Below are 18,026 nucleotides of genomic sequence, written 5' to 3'. Positions count from 1 at the left end.
GGTAGCGTTCGTGGCGCAGGCGCGCATAGAAAAAGCCGCTTTCGCTTTGCAGGTCTTCGTCGCGCAGGTGGGACTTGCCGAGCACGCGGTAGGGTTCGGCGTAGTGGTAGGCGTCGCCGTAGGTGTTGTCGGCGACGCCGCGGATCGTGGCCACGCCGTGGGTGGTGGGCTCGCCGAGGGTCTGGTCGACCTCGCCGTCGAGGAAGGCGCGGCTGTCGTCGGGGTGATAGGCGCGTACGCTGACGTGCTGTTCCACCACCCGGTGGCGGGTTTTCAGGGCCCAGACGCTGTCCTGCTCGCTGTTGCTGAAGCCCGACGGCGGGCGCAGCGGCAGTTCGACGTCGAACTGGTAGCAGCGCTGGTCGTCGCAGAACTCGACGACGTCGAAGGCCAGCTCTTCGTGCTGGATGCAGCGGTACCAGATGCCGACGTCGGCCAGGATCCGGCTGATGAAAGCCAGGTCGCTTTCCTGGTACTGCATCACCTGCTCGCGTTGCGGATACTCGCGCTTGAGGTTGAAGCGAAAGTGCCCGGTGTCCAGACCATGGCGGTCGCGCAGGATGTTTTTGACGATGTCTGGCACGGACTGGTGCTGATAGATCCGCGTTTGCTGGCCGCGATCGAGCAGGGCCAGGCGCGGTTGCAGGATGACTTCGTAGCGGGCTTCGTCGATTGAGCCGGACAGGCGCTGGCAGGCGGTGATGCGGCCATAGACGGTGCGCAGGGGCTTGGGCGGTTTGGGCACTTCCCAAGAGAACACGGGCACGTTGGACGGTGCGTCGTACAGGCTGAACTCGGCGTACTGGCCGATGAATTTTTCCGCGCCGATGTCGAGGTCGCTGGCGGTGAATTCGATGCGGTAGAGGTAGGGTTGGCTGAGGTACTCATGACCCTCGAAGGTGAGGACGTCGAGGTGGGTGTCGAGTTTGTCGATCTTGAGTGTGTGGCGGTTGTGGTCGAAGACCGGGTTCATGCTCGGCCCTCCGGTGCAACGACTGAAGGTCCGTCGGTGAATTGCAGCGTGATGCCCTCCTCATCGCTGCAGCCCAGGGTCACGCCAAGGGTTTTGTATTTGGCGGCCTGACGCTGCAGCAGCTGTTGGCTGAGCGCCGGCAGAATCTGCTGGTTGAGCAGGCTGTCGATGTTGCGCGCACCGGTGTCGGGCAGCAGGCAGGCGGCGACCAATGCATCGTGCAGGCCATCCTCGATCTGGCAGGTCAGGCCGTAATGGCTGTGCAGGCGCCTGGCGACCTTGGCAAGTTTCAGGGCGACGATATGCTTGAGCGCGTCGGCCAGCAGCGGGCGGTAGATCAGGGTCTGGAAGCGGGCGAGCAACGCCGGCTGGAAGTGCTCGCGCAGCAGCGGTCGCAGCCATTCGTGCAAGTCGCTGTCGCTGGCTTCGGGCTGTTCGCGCAGACCGTTTTGCAGCTCATCGCTGCCAAGGTTGGAGGTCATCAGGATGACAGTGTTGCGGAAGTCGATTTCGCGTCCTTCGCCATCACGCATGAAGCCGCGGTCGAACACCTGGTAGAACAGGTTGAGCACGTCGCGGTGGGCCTTTTCCACTTCATCCAGCAGCACCACGCTATAGGGCCGCTGGCGCACCGCTTCGGTGAGCACGCCGCCCTGGCCGTAACCGACGTAACCCGGTGGCGAGCCCTTGAGCTGGCTGACGGTATGGGCTTCCTGGTACTCGGACAGGTTGAGGGTGATCAGGGATTTTTCGCCACCGAACAGGCAGTCCGCCAGCGCCAGGGCGGTTTCGGTCTTGCCGACGCCGCTGGTGCCCACCAACAGGAATACCCCCAACGGCGCCTGCTCTTCGGTCAAGCCGGTCTTGGCTGCGCGCAGGCGCTGGGCCAAGGCACCGAGGGCAGATTCCTGGCCAATCACCCGCTCGCCGAGTTGCCATTCCAGAGTCAGCAGGCTGGCTTGTTCGTCCTTGAGCAAACTGCCCAGGGGCACGCCGGTCCAGTCGGCGATGACTTCCGCAACACTGCGTGCATCGACGTCCAGGGACAGCATTGGCTGGCTGCCCTGGGCCCGCAGCAATTGCTCCTGCAGTTTCGCGCAGAGGTCGCTGCGGGCCGGTTCGGCCTGACGCGCATCGAGCAATTGTCGGGTCAGGTCAAGTTCATAGCGGTACTGGCACAGCAAGTCGTCCTGCTGTTGTTGCATCTCGACCTGCTGCCCGGCGATCAGCGTCAATCGTTCGCTCAAGTCGCTGCCATTGAGTTGCACATCCTGTTCCAGTGCGCGCCGCTCCAGCTCCAGCGCGGCATGCCGGGCCTTGAGCCGCACCAGTGCCTGGGGCTCGCAGTCGAGGCTCATGCGCACCCGCGCGCTGGCAGTGTCGAGCAGGTCGACGGCCTTGTCCGGCAGCTGGCGGCCCGTGAGGTAGCGCCGCGACAGGCTGACCGCGGCCTGCACCGCCGCGTCCTGAATGTGCACGCCGTGATGGCTGGCGTAACGGGCCTTGAGGCCGCGCAGCATCAGGCAGGCGCTGGCATCGTCCGGCTCGTCGACCTTGACCATCTGAAAGCGCCGCTCCAGGGCGGCATCGCGCTCGAAGTACTGTTTGTATTCGCTCCAGGTGGTCGCGGCGATGGTGCGCAATTCGCCTCGCGCGAGGGCCGGCTTGAGCAGGTTCGCCGCATCCGCCCCACCCGCCTGGTTGCCGGCGCCGATCAGGGTGTGGGCTTCGTCGATGAACAGCAGCACCGGGTTGGCCGATTGCTGCACGGCGTCGATGACGTTTTTCAGGCGTTGCTCGAACTCGCCTTTTACCCCGGCGCCTGCTTGCAGCAGGCCAAGGTCCAGGGTGCGCACGCTGACTGCCTTGAGGCTGTCGGGCACGTTGCCGTCGGCAATGCGCAGGGCCAGGCCTTCGACCAGCGCGGTCTTGCCCACGCCGGGCTCGCCGACGAGGATCGGGTTGTTCTTGCGCCGCCGGCTGAGGATGTCGATGACCTGGCGGATTTCATCGTCACGCCCGAACACCGGGTCGATCTGCCCGGCCCGCGCCTTGGCGGTGATGTCCTGGGTGAACCTGTCCAGTACCGCTTGCAAGGCATCGTGCACGGCAGCTCCGGGGACAGGTAACGCCGGGGGCTGGTCCAACGCACTTTGCTGTTGGACTTGCGGGCGTTCTTCGGAGTGTTGATCGAGCAGCGTCGACAGCTGCTGCAACTGGATTTCACTGAGGCTCAGCATTAGCCAGGCCGCATCGCTATCCAGCAGTTGCGGACTGTCCTGCAGCGCGCCCAGCAGGTGCGCCGATCGCAAGCTGTCATGCCCTTCCAGCGACGCGCGCAACCAGGCGCTCTCGATCAGTTTGTGCAACTTGCCGCACAACTGCGGCTTGCCTTGCACGCTGCGCGGCAGACTGTCGAGATGGTCAAGCAGACCGCGCCACAGTGCGTCCATGTCCCATTCATGACGACGGGCGATCAGGGTCAGGTCGCCCTCGCCCTGCTCCAGCAACTTGAGCAGCCAGTGTTCGATGCTGATTTGCCCATGGGCTCGGCTTTGACACAAGGAGGCCGCTGCACTGAGCGCCTGGGCGCAGTAAGGATTGAGGCGGCGAAGCAGGCGCGTGGAGTTGTCGGTCATGGAGGTACGTCCTTGTGCTGAAGGGTCAGCGGATAGTCGGTCAGGGCGATGGAAAGTGTCGGGATGGGCTGGGTTGAACGTCCGCGCACAGACGCTCAACCCAGTGCACCGGAACCAGCAGGCAGAGGCCTGCCTGCTGGTTATTCAACGTTACCCTCTACTACGTTTGTCCCATTTATCGTCGTGTTTGAGGTTTCCGTCCTTGAAGTCCCAGAAGATCTCCTCGTAGCGCAACTCAACCTCTTCCAGGTGGTTGAGTTTCGCCTTGTCCGGATCTTTGACGTCGTGCATTTTCGACTCGACCTTCACTACCTTCACTTTTTTAAGCAGGGTGTTGTAGTACTCGACTTCCTGGCCAGCGTCGTCGATGCGATAAAATTTGAACTCGGCGCTCTCGAGTGTCTGGCCTGTAGTAGCAGCCTTATAGAGGTATGTGCTGGAAGCATCGATTTCCTTAGTGAACACGTACGGAGCATGGGTCCGCGTACCGGTCAATTTTCCGGTGTTATCGTCGCTGGCGATGTAGACGCTGTGGTTGTGAGCGACCACCTCGATACTGCCTTCGCGACCTTGCACGGTCACTGAACCTTTAATGTCCGCACCGCCGTCATTTTTCAGCCACAGGTAAACGGGAATTGCCATGTGAAGCTCCTTTTCTCAGTACACAAATGCCGCGTTTGCGGCAGGGAGTTGAACGTCGGCCCCGACCGTGGGTAGCACGCAGGCCCCCGCTTCCGGCACCAGACGGATATCGACGCGACGGTTGGCTTGACGCCCCCCCTCGGTGTCATTGCTCGCGATCGGCTGGCTCTTGCCAAAGCCCTGCACCGCGAAGCAGCTGTCGGGGATGCCACCCATGCGTTGCATCCACTCACGTACCGCTGCCGCGCGGGCACGGGACAAGTGCAGGTTGTGTTCGTCGCTGCCCACGGCATCGGTATGCCCGGCGATGACGATCAGCCAGCCAGGCTGGGCCTTGATGCCGACCAGGGCATCGATCAGCACCCTGGTTGATTCGGGCTTGAGCCGGGCGCTGGCACTGCTGAACAGCGACAGACTGTCCAGGCGCACCGTTCGCGCGGTACGTGCCGCCAGCGGGCGGGTCGACGGTTGCTTGTGATCGGCTATGGTCGTCAACACCCGGTCACGCAGGCGCTCGCCGTGATACAGGCCAAAACCCAGAGCCATGGGGGCGCCCAGGCGGTAGTAGGCGTCAAGGCGAACCGCGTCCTCGCGCAGCACGTTCAACGCATCCTCGCGCCGGGCGAATTCGGCTTGCTCAAGACGCGTCGGCGGGGCAATGGACGTGTAGCGCCGCAGGTCGTCACTGACCTGGCGCAGCAGCAAGGTGTTCTGCCAGGCCGAGCTGATCAGGGCGACAACGGTGGCAAACGTGAACCCCCATACCGCGATCACGATTGCGCCACGCTTGGGTGATGGTTGAGGCTGCCGGGGCAGCAGACTCAGCAGAGGGTCAGGAAACGGCAACGGCTCCCCCGTTTCCTGTATAGCGCCATCGGCGTCCAGCAGCGCGGTCTTGTCCCGCTGCCATTGCCGCCACAAGTTGCCGGGCACATAACCGGGCAGTGTCGGCACCAGGGTGCAGGCCCACACCAGCGGCAGGCCGATAGCGTGGCGACCTTCACGGCGGGTGAAGTGCGCCAGGACATGTTCGTCCAGCCAGGCAGCTGCACTGTTGAGCTGGATGCCGGCCTGCAAACGTTGGGTATGGACTTCACTGCAAGCGGACTGCCGGTACCAGTCGTTCGGGCTGAAGCTGGTCCCCGCCTGCAGAATGTTGCAGCGGTCCTGGCCGGCGCCCCAACTGAACCAGGCCCCTTTGGCTGCAGGGGACTGCAGATAGCTGACCAGCATCAACGGCAAGCTAAAGCCGCGCTTGCGCGTCAGCGCGACCTGATGATTGAAGGTGCGCACCTGCCCGGCCAGCACCCCGGCATTGGTGTGTTCGCCCGGGTTGACGACAAACATCACACTGAGCTGTCCGCCCCACTGGGGACGCAAGGTCATGATGCTGTCGACCAGCCCCGGCAGCTGTTCCACACGGGAGACCCGCAAGTAACATCCCTGCTCGGTCAAGCGCTGCGCAGGATGATCGGCGCCCCCCTCGCCAAACAGGCCGGACAGGCCGTCGCCACAGACCAGCACCACAGGATGGCGGTAGTTCGCCGGTGGCATTGCGAAATCATCGAGCGAACCGGGCAGGTCCCGTTGCAGCGCTGCCTGACGCACTGCCCGGCCCCACGCCAGCGCAACACTGCCGACAACGATCAAGACCCCGACCACACGCGTCCATCCGCCAAGCGGGATGATCGCCAGCAGCATCAAGGCCAGCGCCCCTGCCCACAGCCAGAGCCCTTGTTTGAGTTTGAGCGTCATTGGCTCACCTCAGGCTGCTGCGGACAATAGCGTCGCCACAAGACTACCCAACCACTGATCGAGCCCGTACCAGACACCGACCAGCAACAGGCCGGCTACCAGGGCATTGACCAGGGGCGAGCGCAGGCCCGGGCTCACCGTAAGGCCTCGACCGCCGCTGACCGTTGCGGTCGACCGCCGATGCAATTGCAAAGGGGCGACCCGTTCATTCAGGGTGGTCAACAGTTGCTCGCGCTCCGGATCATTGATATCGGCATAAAGACCCTTGAAGCCCAGGGTCAATACCCGTTGGAACGCAGTCAACACAAGCGGATCCGCTGCGGGTTCGCGCAGCACCTCACGCATGTCCTCATAAAGGAACACCCCGGCCTGATGGCGATTGAAAAACTTCGTTTGCAAGGGTTCGCTGGCCCAGCGCGAATGGGCATTGTCGCGGGTGAGGTTGAGCATGGTTTCATCCAGCAACGCGCATTGCGCATGGCTGATATGGTCGATGCTGCGTGCGTCAGCCCCGCCTCTGCAAGCGACTGGCGAAGGCGTTCGACTTGCTGCACGCACAACGCTTTGACTTCATCGCTGTTCTGCGCCGAGGCACCCAGCCGCAACTCGACCACCAGCAGGTAGCTGTCCTGCAGCAATGCGTCGATATCAACCGCGTCGTGTTTTTTCGTTTCGATCAGGTTCATGCACGTAGTACCGCGAACAGTTCAAGTTTGACGTCGGCCAGGGTGCTCGGGACGTAGAAGGCACAAACGCCCTGAGCCAGAATGGCTTTGCCCTTGACATGGTTGAGGTCGAGGGCGAAGTACTGGTTTTCCAGGCGCAGGGGAATGGCCGCCGGCACATGGCTGAGGGACTGCAACGGCACGCCGTCGAGGGCGGCGTTGACCAGTTGATCGACTTCGTCCGGTGTACCGATCTTGCACAGGCGCGGGAACTGGCTCTGCAGTTGCACCGCTGGCAGGCGGCAACGCACCGACAGGTAGAAGTCGGCGCTGTCTGGCTCGCGCAGTCGATGGTCATCGAGGCGCACCTGCCAGCGATTGGCCGAACTTTCTTCAAGGTCCAGGGCAATGACCCGCGAAGGCAGGCTGGCCTCCAGCAAAGTGGAAATCATGCGCAAAAGTGGCGGGAACACACTTTCCAGGTCTTCGTGGCGGTAAGGCGGAATCTGCTCGACATCGTGTTCGAGGGAAAAGGTCAGCAGGCTGCCGGCCAGTTTCGTCAACTCCAGATAGACCTGCTCGGGAGGTCGCGCAGGCCAGGCCTTGAGATCGGCCAACACCGGCTGGTAAGTGTTCAAGGCATTGAGCAGCCAGAACAATGACACGTCGGCAACGGCGAAGTCGGCCATGCGTTGATTGCTTTCGCGGCGCATGCCCATCAGTCGCTGGCGTTTGGAGGACAGCTGGCTCAACAGGTTATCCAATTGCGTCAGCAACCCCGGGTGCGCGGCGAAACTGAGCAACGGCGGAATGTAATCGGGGTCAAGGCTCCAGGCGCCCTGCCCGTCGCGCATCAACCGTGCGATGGGACAGGTCAGGTAATCGCCGTTCTCGTCGTGCTCGAAGCGCAGGCTCAGCACCTGTTCCAGCACGCCGACCGATTGCACCTCATCGGTGTAGATGTCCTGCACCCGTCGCCAGTCCTGGCGATATCGGGTAGGCCGATCCCCTTGCCCGCCATCGAACAGGCAGTTGTTGCCATTGGCCTGCTCCAGCGGCAGGGCCAGCAGCAAGGTAGCTGTCTGGCTGTCACCGGTCTGCAGGCGCGACAGGTCGAGACCGGGGGGCAGCCGATCCACTTGATCGCTGTCGATCAGGGTACCGTCCGGCATCCGCAGATTGAGCCGGGTGGCCTTGAGCGTGCCCAGGCGCAGAGCTTCCAGGTCGAAGGCGACACTGCGAACGCCCCAAGGGTGCACCAGGCAAAGACGAGCCAGGCACTCGTTGGCCCAGGCCTCCCAGCGCGCCTGCTGCTGGAATTGCTGTGGGGACAGCAATGCCCCCGCGGCCCACAAGGGGCGGTCGATTTTCATGAGGTCGTATCCCTACGAAGTGGCGTGGGTGTGAGCAGGAATCAGGCTTTCGCCTTGGGCATCTGCGAAACCAGCGACAGGTTGACGTCCATGCCTTCCACCTGGAAATGCGGCACGGCATACAACTTGACGCGGAAGAAGCCCGGGTTGTCCTCGATGTCTTCGACGGTGACCCGGCCAGCCCGCAACGGGTGCGAAGCCTGCAGCGAGTCGCCCGGATCGTTCATCTCGGTGACCAGCCCGCTGACCCACTTGTTCAACTCCAGCTCCAACAAACGGCGATCCTTGGTGGTGCCGATGTTTTCGCGCTGGATCAGCTTCAGGTAATGGGCAATGCGTGACAGCAGGAAGATGTACGGCAGGCGCGCATTGATCCGGCTGTTGGCGGAGGCCTCCGGGGTGTCGTACAACGCCGGCTTCTGCGTGGAGTTGGCCGAGAAGAAGCACGCATAGTCACGGTTCTTGTAGTACGACAGCGGGATGAAACCGAGGTTGGCGAACTCGAACTCGCGTGTTTCCGGAATCATCACTTCCGAAGGGATCTTCACCTGATTGCCAGTGCCCAGATCGTACAAGTGGATCGGCAGGTCGGTGACCGCGCCGCCAGACTGCGGACCGCGGATCTGCACGCACCAGCCGTTGGCGATGAAGCTCTTGACCATGTTGGCAGCGAAGGCGAACGAGGCGTTGGTCCATAGGTACTTGTCGTGGTCCGGCCCCTTGACGCTTTCGATGTAGTTGAAGCTGCGCACTGGAACGGTGTCCGGGCCATAAGGCAGACGGCCCAGCACACGGGGCATGAGCAAACCGATGTATCGCGCATCATCGCTGTCGCGGAACGCTTTCCACTTGAGGTATTCGGCACGGTCAAAGTAGTTGCCGATGTCTTTGATGGCGGCCACTTCTTCCATAGAGCGCTTGCCAAAAAAGGCTGGGCCGACGGAGCCAATGAAAGGCATGTGCGCTGCTGCCGAGACTTTGGAAATACTGCGCAGCAAGGCAATGTCTTGCGGGCTGCGGTCGAATTCGAAGTTGGAAATGGCAGCGGCGATCGGCTCACCGCCCGGTGTGTCGTACTCCTGGGTGTAGGTATGCATGTACAGACCGCTTTGCGCGATCTCTGGTGCATCCTCGAAATCCTGGACCAGGTGATCCTTGCTGATATCCAGCAATTCGATCTGTACGTTCTGGCGGAAATCGGTCTGATCGATCAACGATTTCACGCCGCGCCAGGTGGACTCGACCCGCTGGAAATCCGGGTGATGCATCACAGCGTCCAATTGACGGCTGATTTGCGCATCCAGCGATGCGATATGTTCATCCAGCAGTGTCCGGTCCAGACGCCGGACCTTGCGCGAAGACTGCTTTATCAACTTCAGGAAAACACTGACCGCGGCGGTAACACGCTCATCGACAGAAACGTCCGACAGTGCCTCGGAGCTTTGAAACATTTCAATCTCGCCCAACGCTTTTACCGGGTTGAGATTGATCTTGCCAAACAATGCGCCATACACGCCCTGGCTTTCTTCAGGCAACACCGTAGTGCCACGCGATTGCATGTGAGAATGTTCGATAGACATTTTGAAAACTTCCTTTTAAACAGACCGAGGTGAATTAACGAACGGCTTGCGGAGCCAATGCAGCCAACTCGCCTCGCAGTTCGTCAGTCAGTGCCTCGTCCATGAGGATTCGCTCCAGCTCCAGACGAAACCTGGCATTGTCCAGAAGGTTGGACTTGAGGTCGCGCAACAGGTTGCGCATTGCCAGCAGTGCGCGCAGTTGCGGAATTTGCCGGGCCACCTGCTCTGGCTCGAAATCCTTCATGCTCTGGAAACCCAGAACGACCTCCGCGTCGCTGGCATCCTCCACCAGGGTATTGGCCACCGCCAGCTTGAGCTCGGGAGAAAATTCGGCCAGTACGCTATCGAAGTTGTTCTTGTCGATGGCGACTTTGCTTCTCTCGGATAAAGGGCGCTGTTCCTTGCCGTTACTGTAGTCACCCATCACCATCAACTTGAGCGGCAATTCGGTTTTTTTCTGGGCATCGCCAGTATGCAAATCGAGTTTGATGTTGATTCGTGCCTTTGGCACTTCGTTTTGAAAACTACCAGAAGCCATAAATCCTCCTTGGATATTTGTAACTGCATGCACAGTTACAAATAATCAACTACAAAAATCTGGTTCAGCCATTGCATTGACATATCCAGATAAACTAACAGCCATCGTTCTCGATCTTTTCTCGACCGCAAAAAAATGAACCTTTTGAAGTGAAACTGCAATCAATGAAACAAAAGCTTAAAACTTTCCGGAGGCAATGGTGAACTATCGTACGAAGTCATTCTACCCACGACAAACATATAAAGACCGAACGTACACCGCGCTGGGAACTTACTCTCACTATAAAAAGCAATCTCCCTACGCTATTTAAGAAGTTTCCTACAAATAGCTTATTGGCGTGCTTTGAAGGCGACTCAATGCAGTCGCAGTGAAACCAGTCGATACGGTTTTCCAGGAAAACCAGGGGTGGGGTGGGGTGGAATGTCATGACTGCCTGCGCCCGGTCCAGAACCGGGAACAGGCAGCACAGACCAGGCAGACTTCAGAATTTCTCTGCGATGTACTTGAACGGATAGTTCGGATCCCGATAGTTGCCCGGGCTTTGCCGCTTGGGCAGCTTCACTTTCGCCCGCGGTACTTCCTCGTAGGGAATGCTGCCCAGCACATCGGTGATGATGTTCAGTCGCGCCCGTCGCTTGTCATTCGAGTTGGCGACCCGCCACGGGGCGAAGTCTGTATCGGTGGCCTCGAACATGTCGTCCCGGGCACGGGAGTAGTCGTACCAGCGGTTATAGGACTTGAGGTCCATGGGTGACAGCTTCCATATCTTGCGCCCGTCGGTGATACGCTCCTTGAGCCGTCGGGTCTGTTCCTCCTGGCTCACTTCAAGCCAGTACTTGATCAGGATGATTCCCGATTCCACCAGTGCCTGCTCGACGCGCGGCACCGAGGTGAGAAAATTGCGCACCTGTTCTTCGCTGCAAAAGCCCATGACCCGCTCGACTCCGGCGCGGTTGTACCAGCTGCGATCGAAGATCACCACTTCGCCAGCCGCCGGCAGGTGCGGCAGATAGCGTTGCACATACATCTGGCTTTTTTCCCGGTCGGTCGGTGCCGGCAACGCCACCACCCGGAACACCCGCGGACTGACCCGCTCGGTGAGCGCCTTGATGGTCCCACCCTTGCCGGCGCCATCACGGCCCTCGAAGATGATGCAAACCTTCGCGCCCGTGTGCTGCACCCACTCCTGCAGCTTCACCATCTCGACATGCAGCCGCGCCAGTTCCTCGATATACACCTTGTTCTTGAGTTTGCCGCTATCGACCGGCTTGCTTTTCGTTGCCGCCTTCTTCTTTGCCATGCCCGATACCTCCTCCAATGCCTCACACCGCGCCCGGAGTTCCCCCGGCCGCGTTCATTCAGCCTCGACTGCGCTGGTAATGTTCAATCGCCAGTTCCAGGTTCAAGAACATGCGCGCCTCGCCCAGCGCATGGCCCAGGGGTGCCTTGATGACCATTTCCCATACGCTCGGGCTCATGCCCACCAGCCACAATGAAATGCCTTTTTCCTGCAGTTGCTGTTCCGCCCCGGTGAGCATTTTCAGCGCGGTGTATTCCAGGTCGAACACGCTGCGCAGGTCCAGGACCACGACCTTGGGGTCCGCCACGTCAATCAGCGGCCGGATCTTGTCGGCGATGCGCTCGGCATTGGCGAAGAACACCCGCCCTTCGGGCCTGAGCAACAGCAACCCGTCAAAGTGTTCGTCATCGATGTGCTCGGCGGACTGCGGTCGGTACACATTGGTGCCAGGCTTGCGTCCCAGGACATGCACGGGCGGGTCCGAGACTTGATAGGCCAGGGCCAGCAACGAAACGATGATCGCCACGACGATCCCTTGCAGCGTGCCCAGCAGTATCACGCCGATCATGGCCACCACGGCCCAGGCAAATTCGGTACGGCGAACCGACAGGATCTCGCGAAATTCCGCCGGTTCGATCAGGCCCACCGAATAGACGATCACCACGGCAGCGAGCGTGGCGTTGGGCATCAGGCCAATAAGCGGTGCCAGCAGCAGGCACGTGCCCAGTGCCAGTGCGGCGGTGACCAGTGCGGCCAGTTGCGAACGGGCGCCGGCCAGGCGGTTCACCGCCGTCTGGGTGGTCCCGCCACCGGCGACCATGGCCCCGAGAAACGCACCGCCGATGTTGGCAACGCCCGTGGCCAGCAGCTCCCGGTTCGGTTGTGGCGCGGGCTCGTCACTGCGGGCAAACGCGCGCCCCGCCGCGATGGTTTCGGTGAAACTCATCAGCGCGATACCCATCGCCGAGGACCACAGGGTCTCGGCCATCGACCATACCGGCAGGGTCGGCGCGGGCAGTCCGATCGGCACCACGCCGACGGCGGACACACCAAAGCGCTCCAGACCAAACAGGCTCATGCCGATGATGCCAAGCGCCACCGCAATCAAAGGCGCTGGCAGTCGTGGTGTAAAACGCTTCATGCCCACCAGCAGCAGGACCATGAACACGCCGACCGCCACGGTCGGCAGCGAGGCATGGCCGACGCTCTGGACCGTGGCCACCAGGTTGTGCAGGAAGCCGCCTTTGTCGATGTGCGTGCCCAACAGCTTGGGCAACTGGTCGAGCACGATGACCACGCCGATGCCGGCCTTGAAACCCACCAGCACCGGTTCGGAAATGAAATTGGCGACGAAACCCAGGCGCAGCAGCCCGGCGACAATCAGGATCGCGCCCACCATCAGGGCCAGCGTGGCGGAGCCGGCGAGCAAGGTCGCCGCATCGCCATCGGGGCTGAGCTGGCCCAACGCGGAGCCGGCGAGAATGGCCAGGGTGGTCGTGGTGCTGACGCTAAGCGGGCGCGACGTGCCGAGCACGGCATAGATCACCATCGGCACCAGCACCGTGTACAGCCCGACCTGCACCGGAAGGCCGGCAATAGTGGCGTACGCCAGCGCCTTTGGAATGACCACGGCCGCTGCCGTCAGCCCGGCGACCACATCGCCTCGCAGCCAGTCTGGCCGGTAGCTGCCGAGCCACTCCGGGATCAACAGGCTGCGCAAGGTTCCCCGCTGTGGGGTGCCTGGAATCCGCTCTTGCGGATGGCTGCCTTGTTGATTCATCAGTCACTCCAGTGGCAAATCGTCCCGTGCGGATGATGAGTGGGCTCAACTGACCGCACAATCCGTTAACTGCACGCATAACCATTGCAAACCTTCATCGGCATCGAAGCGCGTGTGCCAACAAGCAATCCACGCAGACTCGACCAGTTACAAATGTAGCCGGTTTGCACGGCTACGCCGCCACATGGCTGGCGAAGGAGACAGACGCCCCACCATCACCACTAAAAAATGGAAAGCCTTATATGGACGACGTCATGAAAGCAATAAATGAGCTATACCCGCTAATTCCCCCCATTGCAGTTCTTCAACTCAGGAGTTTGGCAATGAAGCTCAGAACCTCACTGGCCGCACTCATGGTTGCGGCAAGCCTTTTCGGCTGCACCACTTCATCGACCCACGGCGTGAACGTCAACCTGGTCGCCACCCGGCAAAACGCCGGCCAGATCGGCACCGTCACCTTGACCGACTGGGACAAGAAAACCGGGCTCAGTTTCTTCATCAGCGGTGCTCCAATGGGGGTTACCCTGCCCCTGCGTCTTTACTCCTTCATCAATAATGGCAGCTGCGAGCAACCCGGGTCAGTCGCCTACGCGATGAACGACACCGTCAACACCGAACGCCAGCCCGTACGCGGCTGGTCTTTTACCAGAACCGCGCCTGTGCCGTTGCAAACCCTGGTTGACGGCAAGTATTCGGTGGTCGTGCGAACGGCTTCGACCGATGGCAACGTCGATATCTTTTGCGGGGATATCAAGGCAACAGAACCGGTGAAATAGCCGCGGCCGATTCAGGTCGGCTCACGCCCCGGTACCGCTCGTGCCACCGGTTGTCCGGTGCGAGCGGTGGCGTCGGGTGAACGGAACCGGGGCCGGCGGCAACAACCGGTAACAAGCCTGTCATTACTCACTGATAACGTCCAAGCGCTTTCCCGAACCGCATCCGCTCGATCTCTGATCGCCCGGTTCCCTGTACCAGGGCTTTGCCCATCCGCTCAAGGTGCCACTTCAGGTGTACGCAAGCACGACGCGCAAGCAAATCATCATCAGGTCCAACGACATGAGCTGCGACGACTTCGGCGCGTTGTTCTCGAGCCTGTTCGGCAACCTCTATTGCGACTCTCCGCCGCCGCCGAAAAACATCATCATCGGCGGGGTCTACGGCCGGCACGAAGGTGTCAGTTTTCGTCGCATGCACTATCGCGGTGACTTCACGGTGGCTTTTCCCGCCCCCCTTGATGAAATCACCTTTGTCATTCCCACCGCCGGGAAGATCATCTTCAACCACGTTACCGAGTCGGTCGGTTTCGCGCAGATCGGCCTGGCGATCGACAAAGCCGAGGTCCGCTCGGCGCGCTTTGTCGACAACCACGCACAGCACGGGATTTCGATCAGCCGCCAGCTGATTACCGAGCGCCTGTCGACGCTGCTGGGCAAACCTATCCTGCAAAAGGTCCATTTCGAACCTGTGGTGGACCTGAATGTGTCGGCCTTGCAGGGCATCCGGGCGTTGATTGAACTGGCCACAGGCACCGAGTTCGACCTGCTGATCAACACAGGTTCGCTGATGCCTTCGCGCCTTCGCGAAATGCTGGTCGATGCGGTACTGGAAGCCTGGCCGCACAACTTCACCGAAGCTCTTCAGCGCCCTTCCCCACTGATAGCGCCACGGCATGTGAAGCTGGCCGTCGAGTACATCCAGGAGCACCCCGACCACCTGGCCAGCGGCACCGAGCTGGCGCAATTGACCAACGTCAGCCTGCGCGCATTGCAGGAAGGTTTTCAGCGTTTCATGGGCACCTCGATCGTTGCCTATCAGCGCCAGGTCCGCCTGGAGCGCGCCTTTGCCGCGCTGTCCCAAGGGGTGTCGCCGTCGGTGACAGACGTGGCCTTGCAACTTGGCTTCAGCAATGTCGGCCGGTTTTGCCAGTATTTCCAGAGTGCCTACGGCATCAGCCCCGCAGACGTGAGAAAGGGCCTGCGAACGCGGCCGATAGCGACCAATTGAGACATTGTGGGAGCGAGCAAGCTCGCTCCCACAAATTGCCTTAACTGATCGTCAGAACAGATAACTGGCCTTCAGCCCGCCATTGAAGCCGTGGCTGTCGCCGCCGCCGCTGGCGCCGACTTCTGCCCCCACGCTCCACGGACCAAGGTTGGCCATGACGTTGACGCCACCGGTGAACTGGTCACGGTTGTCGAAGGCGGCTTGCTGTTCGATGTCCAGGCCCAGCAGTTGCCCTTCGCTGTCGACTTCATGGTCGCCCAACACATGCTCGTAGCCCACTTGCACCCCCGGCACCACTTGCCAGGCACCGAGGCCGACAGGTGCAAAGGATGCGTTGAGGTTGGCCACCGCGCTCTTGCGGGTCTCGTGGATGCCGTCGACATCCAGGGCCAGCTCGCTGCCTTTTTCCTGGAAGCCCGACAGGTTGACGTGGCTGATCCGCACGCCGAGGCTCGGCTCAAGGGTCACGCCGTTTACCGGTACACGGTAACCGAGCGCCAGGGTCGCGCCGGTGAGGTTGCCATGGCTGTCGCCCTTGGCCGTGCCCAGACCGCCGCCGAGTTCGCGCTTGCTCTCGTAATCGAGATAGCCGGCGCTGGCATCGGCATCCACAAACAGGCCGCGCTCCAGGCCGTTCGGGGCAAAGCGTGCGCCGACGCTGAAGAAGGTCAGGTCGGTATCGGCCTCGCCACCTGCGCCACCGACATTGCCGCTGCTGTAGCCGAAGCCGGCATGGGCGCTGAGCTGTTCGGAAAAGCGCTGGGTCAGGCCGATCATCATGCCCTGGCTATGCTCGTTGCTGCTGGAGGCCTGGGACGAACCATCGGTGCCCAGATACCCCGCCAGAGCGGTGCTCCACAGGCGATATTGCCCGGCCTTGAGGTCGATGCCACTGGTGAACGGCGCGCTGGCCTGTTCGATCATCGCGCCCTGGCGCAGCAGATAGCTCGCGGCGTCGGCATGCACCTGACCGCCGACGGTGGACTCGACGCCCCCTAGGCTGCGGGCATCGATGGCCGACTGCAGGTAGTAGTTGTAGGCGCTGTAGGTGCCCGACAGGTTGCTGTTCTGCAGTTGTTGCAACAACTGCGCGCCGGCCGCGGCGTTGCCGGCCAGGTCCGCCGCGCCAGGCAGGCTGTTGTAGAACACCATCTTGCCGCGTAGCACGTAGATGGTTTCCTGGGACAGGCCGAGGCCTTCCTTGAGGTAGTTGTCCATCGTGCCGTATTGCGCGGTCACCTGGTCCAGGCCGGCTTGCAGGTAACTGGCCTCCACACCGATCAGCGGCCCATAGATGGTCGCCAGGCTCGGAGGCAACGCCGCCAGGGTCGCCTTGATGCGCGCGGCGGTGTAGTCGTTGGTCGCCAGGTAGTTGCTCATGATGGTGGCATCGTCGACCCCGGCGATGCTTTGCAGCACAGCGGCGGTCCAGCCCGTGCGGTCCTTGCCGGCGGTGCAGTGGAACAGCGCGGCGCCGTCAACCGTGGCGAGCTCATTGAACAGCTGGTTGAACTCGCTGCGCATCCCCGGGTTCCGGACGAAATCACGGTTGGTGTCCTGCATCATGGCGGTGGCTTCGGCGGCACTGTGGAACGCAATGTTGGTGACGTTCGCACCCGACGTGGAGCCGCCGATGATGTCGATGTTGGTGTACGTCGCTCCCGTGAGCATCTTGTCGGGCGTGGCGGCGATCTCGCTGGGCGTGCGCAGGTCGTAGACCGCCTTGATGCCCAGGCCGTTGAGGGTCGCCAGATCCGCCGCCGACGGCGTCAGCGCGTTGGAGCGGTAAAACACCCCGCCACGCATCGTACCGTCATTGGCCGTGGTGTACGCGGTGGTGAGACCGGCGACATCGCGGAAGTTGTCGATGCTCTTCAGGCGCGGGGTGTTGAGGGGGACTGTCTCGGCAGCTTGGGCGGCAGCGATGGACAGGCTCAAAACAGACAGCGAACACACAAGTCGTTGGAACACAGTGCAGCCTCATTGAAATCGCGTTGGGCTGACTAATATCTACATTGAAATGCCGCTGAACATGACAAATCGCCTGCAAACGCAAATCACTGCGCGATGTGTCCAGGTGGCTCGTTTTCTGTCCGTGTAATGCCCATTGTGCTGGCGGAAAACGAGATGCGCGGTGGTCGCCGATCAATTTCCAGGCATAAAAAACCCGCCTTGCAGCGTAATGCTGTTCACTTAAGGACGAACACTGTATCTGTGGCGAGGGAGCTTGCTCCCGCTTGAGTGCGCGGCACTCACAAAAAATGGCATTGTTGTCACATTTTTGGGGCCGCTACGCAGCCCAGCGGGAGCAAGCTCCCTCGCCACAAAAGTAGGTGTGCCTGAAGCACCGCGCTTAAGTGAACAGCATTACGCCTTGCAGCGGGTTTTTTGCTTTTCTAGAAACTGATCCGTCGCCGCGAACTCAATGGGTTTTTTTCGAGGTCGACAGCCCTGCTTTGCTCAAGCCTTTGGTGTTGTGCTCACCCGGCGTCGAGGCCGAAATAGCCCTGGCCTTGGAGATGCCGCGAGTATCCTTGGAATGGGCGATGCCTGAGGTCGTGGAACCATGACCATTGTCATCGTTGCGCTCACTACCGTAGTGGTTCCCGCTCAGGCCATGGTCGCGCACGGATTTGCCGGCATGGTCGCTGTCCAGCCCGTTGCCGCGGCCGTTACTGCCGGAGTGGCCTGTACCGGCGTGTCCGCCACCCATGCCGCCGCCGTGGCCTGCGCCGTTTCCACCGCCATTACCGCCACCATTTCCGCCGCCATTACCA

General features: G+C 61.3%; 13 protein-coding genes and 1 pseudogene. 2 read left to right on the top strand and 12 right to left on the bottom strand.

The features are described from left to right. The 10 genes and pseudogenes from KGB07_RS23585 to KGB07_RS23540 form a co-directional block, all read right to left on the bottom strand. Positions 1–973 (bottom strand): type VI secretion system Vgr family protein (locus KGB07_RS23585; RefSeq protein ID WP_223466697.1); only part of this gene is annotated, 973 nt, incomplete at its 3' end. Then, entirely contained in the window at positions 970–3,612 is a 2,643-nt protein-coding gene (tssH, locus tag KGB07_RS23580) for a type VI secretion system ATPase TssH (protein WP_223466695.1), read from the bottom strand. The genes tssH and KGB07_RS23585, both read right to left, overlap by 4 nt. Positions 3,613–3,762: 150 nt before the next feature. Continuing rightward, positions 3,763–4,254 carry a type VI secretion system tube protein TssD gene (tssD, locus tag KGB07_RS23575; RefSeq protein WP_046042388.1) on the bottom strand — a complete coding sequence of 164 codons (492 nt, stop codon included), beginning with the start codon at positions 4,252–4,254 and terminating at the stop codon, positions 3,763–3,765. Between the two features lie 15 nt (positions 4,255–4,269). After that, on the bottom strand, positions 4,270–6,009 hold the full coding sequence (locus tag KGB07_RS23570; protein ID WP_223466693.1) for an OmpA family protein: 1,740 nt from the start codon (positions 6,007–6,009) through the stop codon (positions 4,270–4,272). A gap of 9 nt (positions 6,010–6,018) precedes the next feature. Next, positions 6,019–6,695, bottom strand: a pseudogene (tssL, locus tag KGB07_RS23565) (type VI secretion system protein TssL, short form). Continuing rightward, the gene (gene tssK / locus KGB07_RS23560) at positions 6,692–8,047 is read right to left on the bottom strand and encodes a type VI secretion system baseplate subunit TssK (protein WP_046042391.1); all 1,356 of its coding nucleotides are present in this window, start codon (positions 8,045–8,047) and stop codon (positions 6,692–6,694) included. Before tssK ends, tssL begins: the two are co-directional and overlap by 4 nt. Positions 8,048–8,088: 41 nt before the next feature. Further along, the gene (tssC, locus tag KGB07_RS23555; protein WP_223466691.1) at positions 8,089–9,627 is read right to left on the bottom strand and encodes a type VI secretion system contractile sheath large subunit; all 1,539 of its coding nucleotides are present in this window, start codon (positions 9,625–9,627) and stop codon (positions 8,089–8,091) included. 34 nt (positions 9,628–9,661) lie between these two features. Further along, complete coding sequence (tssB, locus tag KGB07_RS23550; protein WP_046042394.1) at positions 9,662–10,165, bottom strand: type VI secretion system contractile sheath small subunit; 504 nt, start codon at positions 10,163–10,165, stop codon at positions 9,662–9,664. Positions 10,166–10,646: 481 nt separating this feature from the next. Next, positions 10,647–11,465 carry a polyphosphate kinase 2 gene (gene ppk2 / locus KGB07_RS23545; RefSeq protein WP_223466689.1) on the bottom strand — a complete coding sequence of 273 codons (819 nt, stop codon included), beginning with the start codon at positions 11,463–11,465 and terminating at the stop codon, positions 10,647–10,649. A 58-nt stretch (positions 11,466–11,523) separates the two neighbouring features. Beyond that, positions 11,524–13,245, bottom strand: coding sequence for a SulP family inorganic anion transporter (locus KGB07_RS23540; protein ID WP_223466687.1), 1,722 nt, complete (start codon positions 13,243–13,245; stop codon positions 11,524–11,526). Positions 13,246–13,568: 323 nt separating this feature from the next. Here KGB07_RS23540 and KGB07_RS23535 point away from each other — a divergent pair, with 323 nt between their 5' ends. Then, positions 13,569–14,021 (top strand): hypothetical protein, encoded by a 453-nt coding sequence (locus KGB07_RS23535; RefSeq protein ID WP_046042397.1) that lies wholly within the window; start codon positions 13,569–13,571, stop codon positions 14,019–14,021. 280 nt (positions 14,022–14,301) lie between these two features. Then, a complete protein-coding gene (locus KGB07_RS23530; RefSeq protein ID WP_223466685.1) occupies positions 14,302–15,249 on the top strand; it encodes an AraC family transcriptional regulator in 948 nt (315 codons plus the stop codon). 51 nt (positions 15,250–15,300) lie between these two features. On the opposite strand, the gene KGB07_RS23525 is transcribed toward KGB07_RS23530, so the two are convergent. Both KGB07_RS23525 and KGB07_RS23520 read right to left on the bottom strand, forming a co-directional pair. After that, positions 15,301–17,220, bottom strand: a complete 1,920-nt coding sequence (locus tag KGB07_RS23525) for a tyrosine-protein phosphatase (protein ID WP_046042399.1) — start codon at positions 17,218–17,220, stop codon at positions 15,301–15,303. A gap of 451 nt (positions 17,221–17,671) precedes the next feature. Further along, on the bottom strand, positions 17,672–18,026 hold a 355-nt coding region (locus tag KGB07_RS23520), incomplete at its 5' end, for a hypothetical protein (protein ID WP_223466683.1).

Source organism: Pseudomonas sp. GL-RE-26 (assembly GCF_019956275.1).
In the GTDB taxonomy this organism is placed as follows: Bacteria; Pseudomonadota; Gammaproteobacteria; order Pseudomonadales; family Pseudomonadaceae; genus Aquipseudomonas; species Aquipseudomonas grandcourensis.
Note: the sequence above shows the minus strand (reverse complement) of the source record. Positions and strands in the feature narration are given on the sequence as shown.

Bases quoted from the DNA above. Each gene is read 5' to 3' on its own strand.
- tssB (WP_046042394.1), bottom strand. From the start codon at position 10,165: ATGGCTTCTGGTAGTTTTCAAAACGAAGTGCCAAAGGCACGAATCAAC.
- ppk2 (WP_223466689.1), bottom strand. From the start codon at position 11,465: ATGGCAAAGAAGAAGGCGGCAACGAAAAGCAAGCCGGTCGATAGCGGC.
- tssD (WP_046042388.1), bottom strand. From the start codon at position 4,254: ATGGCAATTCCCGTTTACCTGTGGCTGAAAAATGACGGCGGTGCGGAC.
- KGB07_RS23530 (WP_223466685.1), top strand. From the start codon at position 14,302: ATGAGCTGCGACGACTTCGGCGCGTTGTTCTCGAGCCTGTTCGGCAAC.
- KGB07_RS23540 (WP_223466687.1), bottom strand. From the start codon at position 13,245: ATGAATCAACAAGGCAGCCATCCGCAAGAGCGGATTCCAGGCACCCCA.
- tssK (WP_046042391.1), bottom strand. From the start codon at position 8,047: ATGAAAATCGACCGCCCCTTGTGGGCCGCGGGGGCATTGCTGTCCCCA.
- KGB07_RS23535 (WP_046042397.1), top strand. From the start codon at position 13,569: ATGAAGCTCAGAACCTCACTGGCCGCACTCATGGTTGCGGCAAGCCTT.
- KGB07_RS23570 (WP_223466693.1), bottom strand. From the start codon at position 6,009: ATGACGCTCAAACTCAAACAAGGGCTCTGGCTGTGGGCAGGGGCGCTG.
- tssC (WP_223466691.1), bottom strand. From the start codon at position 9,627: ATGTCTATCGAACATTCTCACATGCAATCGCGTGGCACTACGGTGTTG.
- tssH (WP_223466695.1), bottom strand. From the start codon at position 3,612: ATGACCGACAACTCCACGCGCCTGCTTCGCCGCCTCAATCCTTACTGC.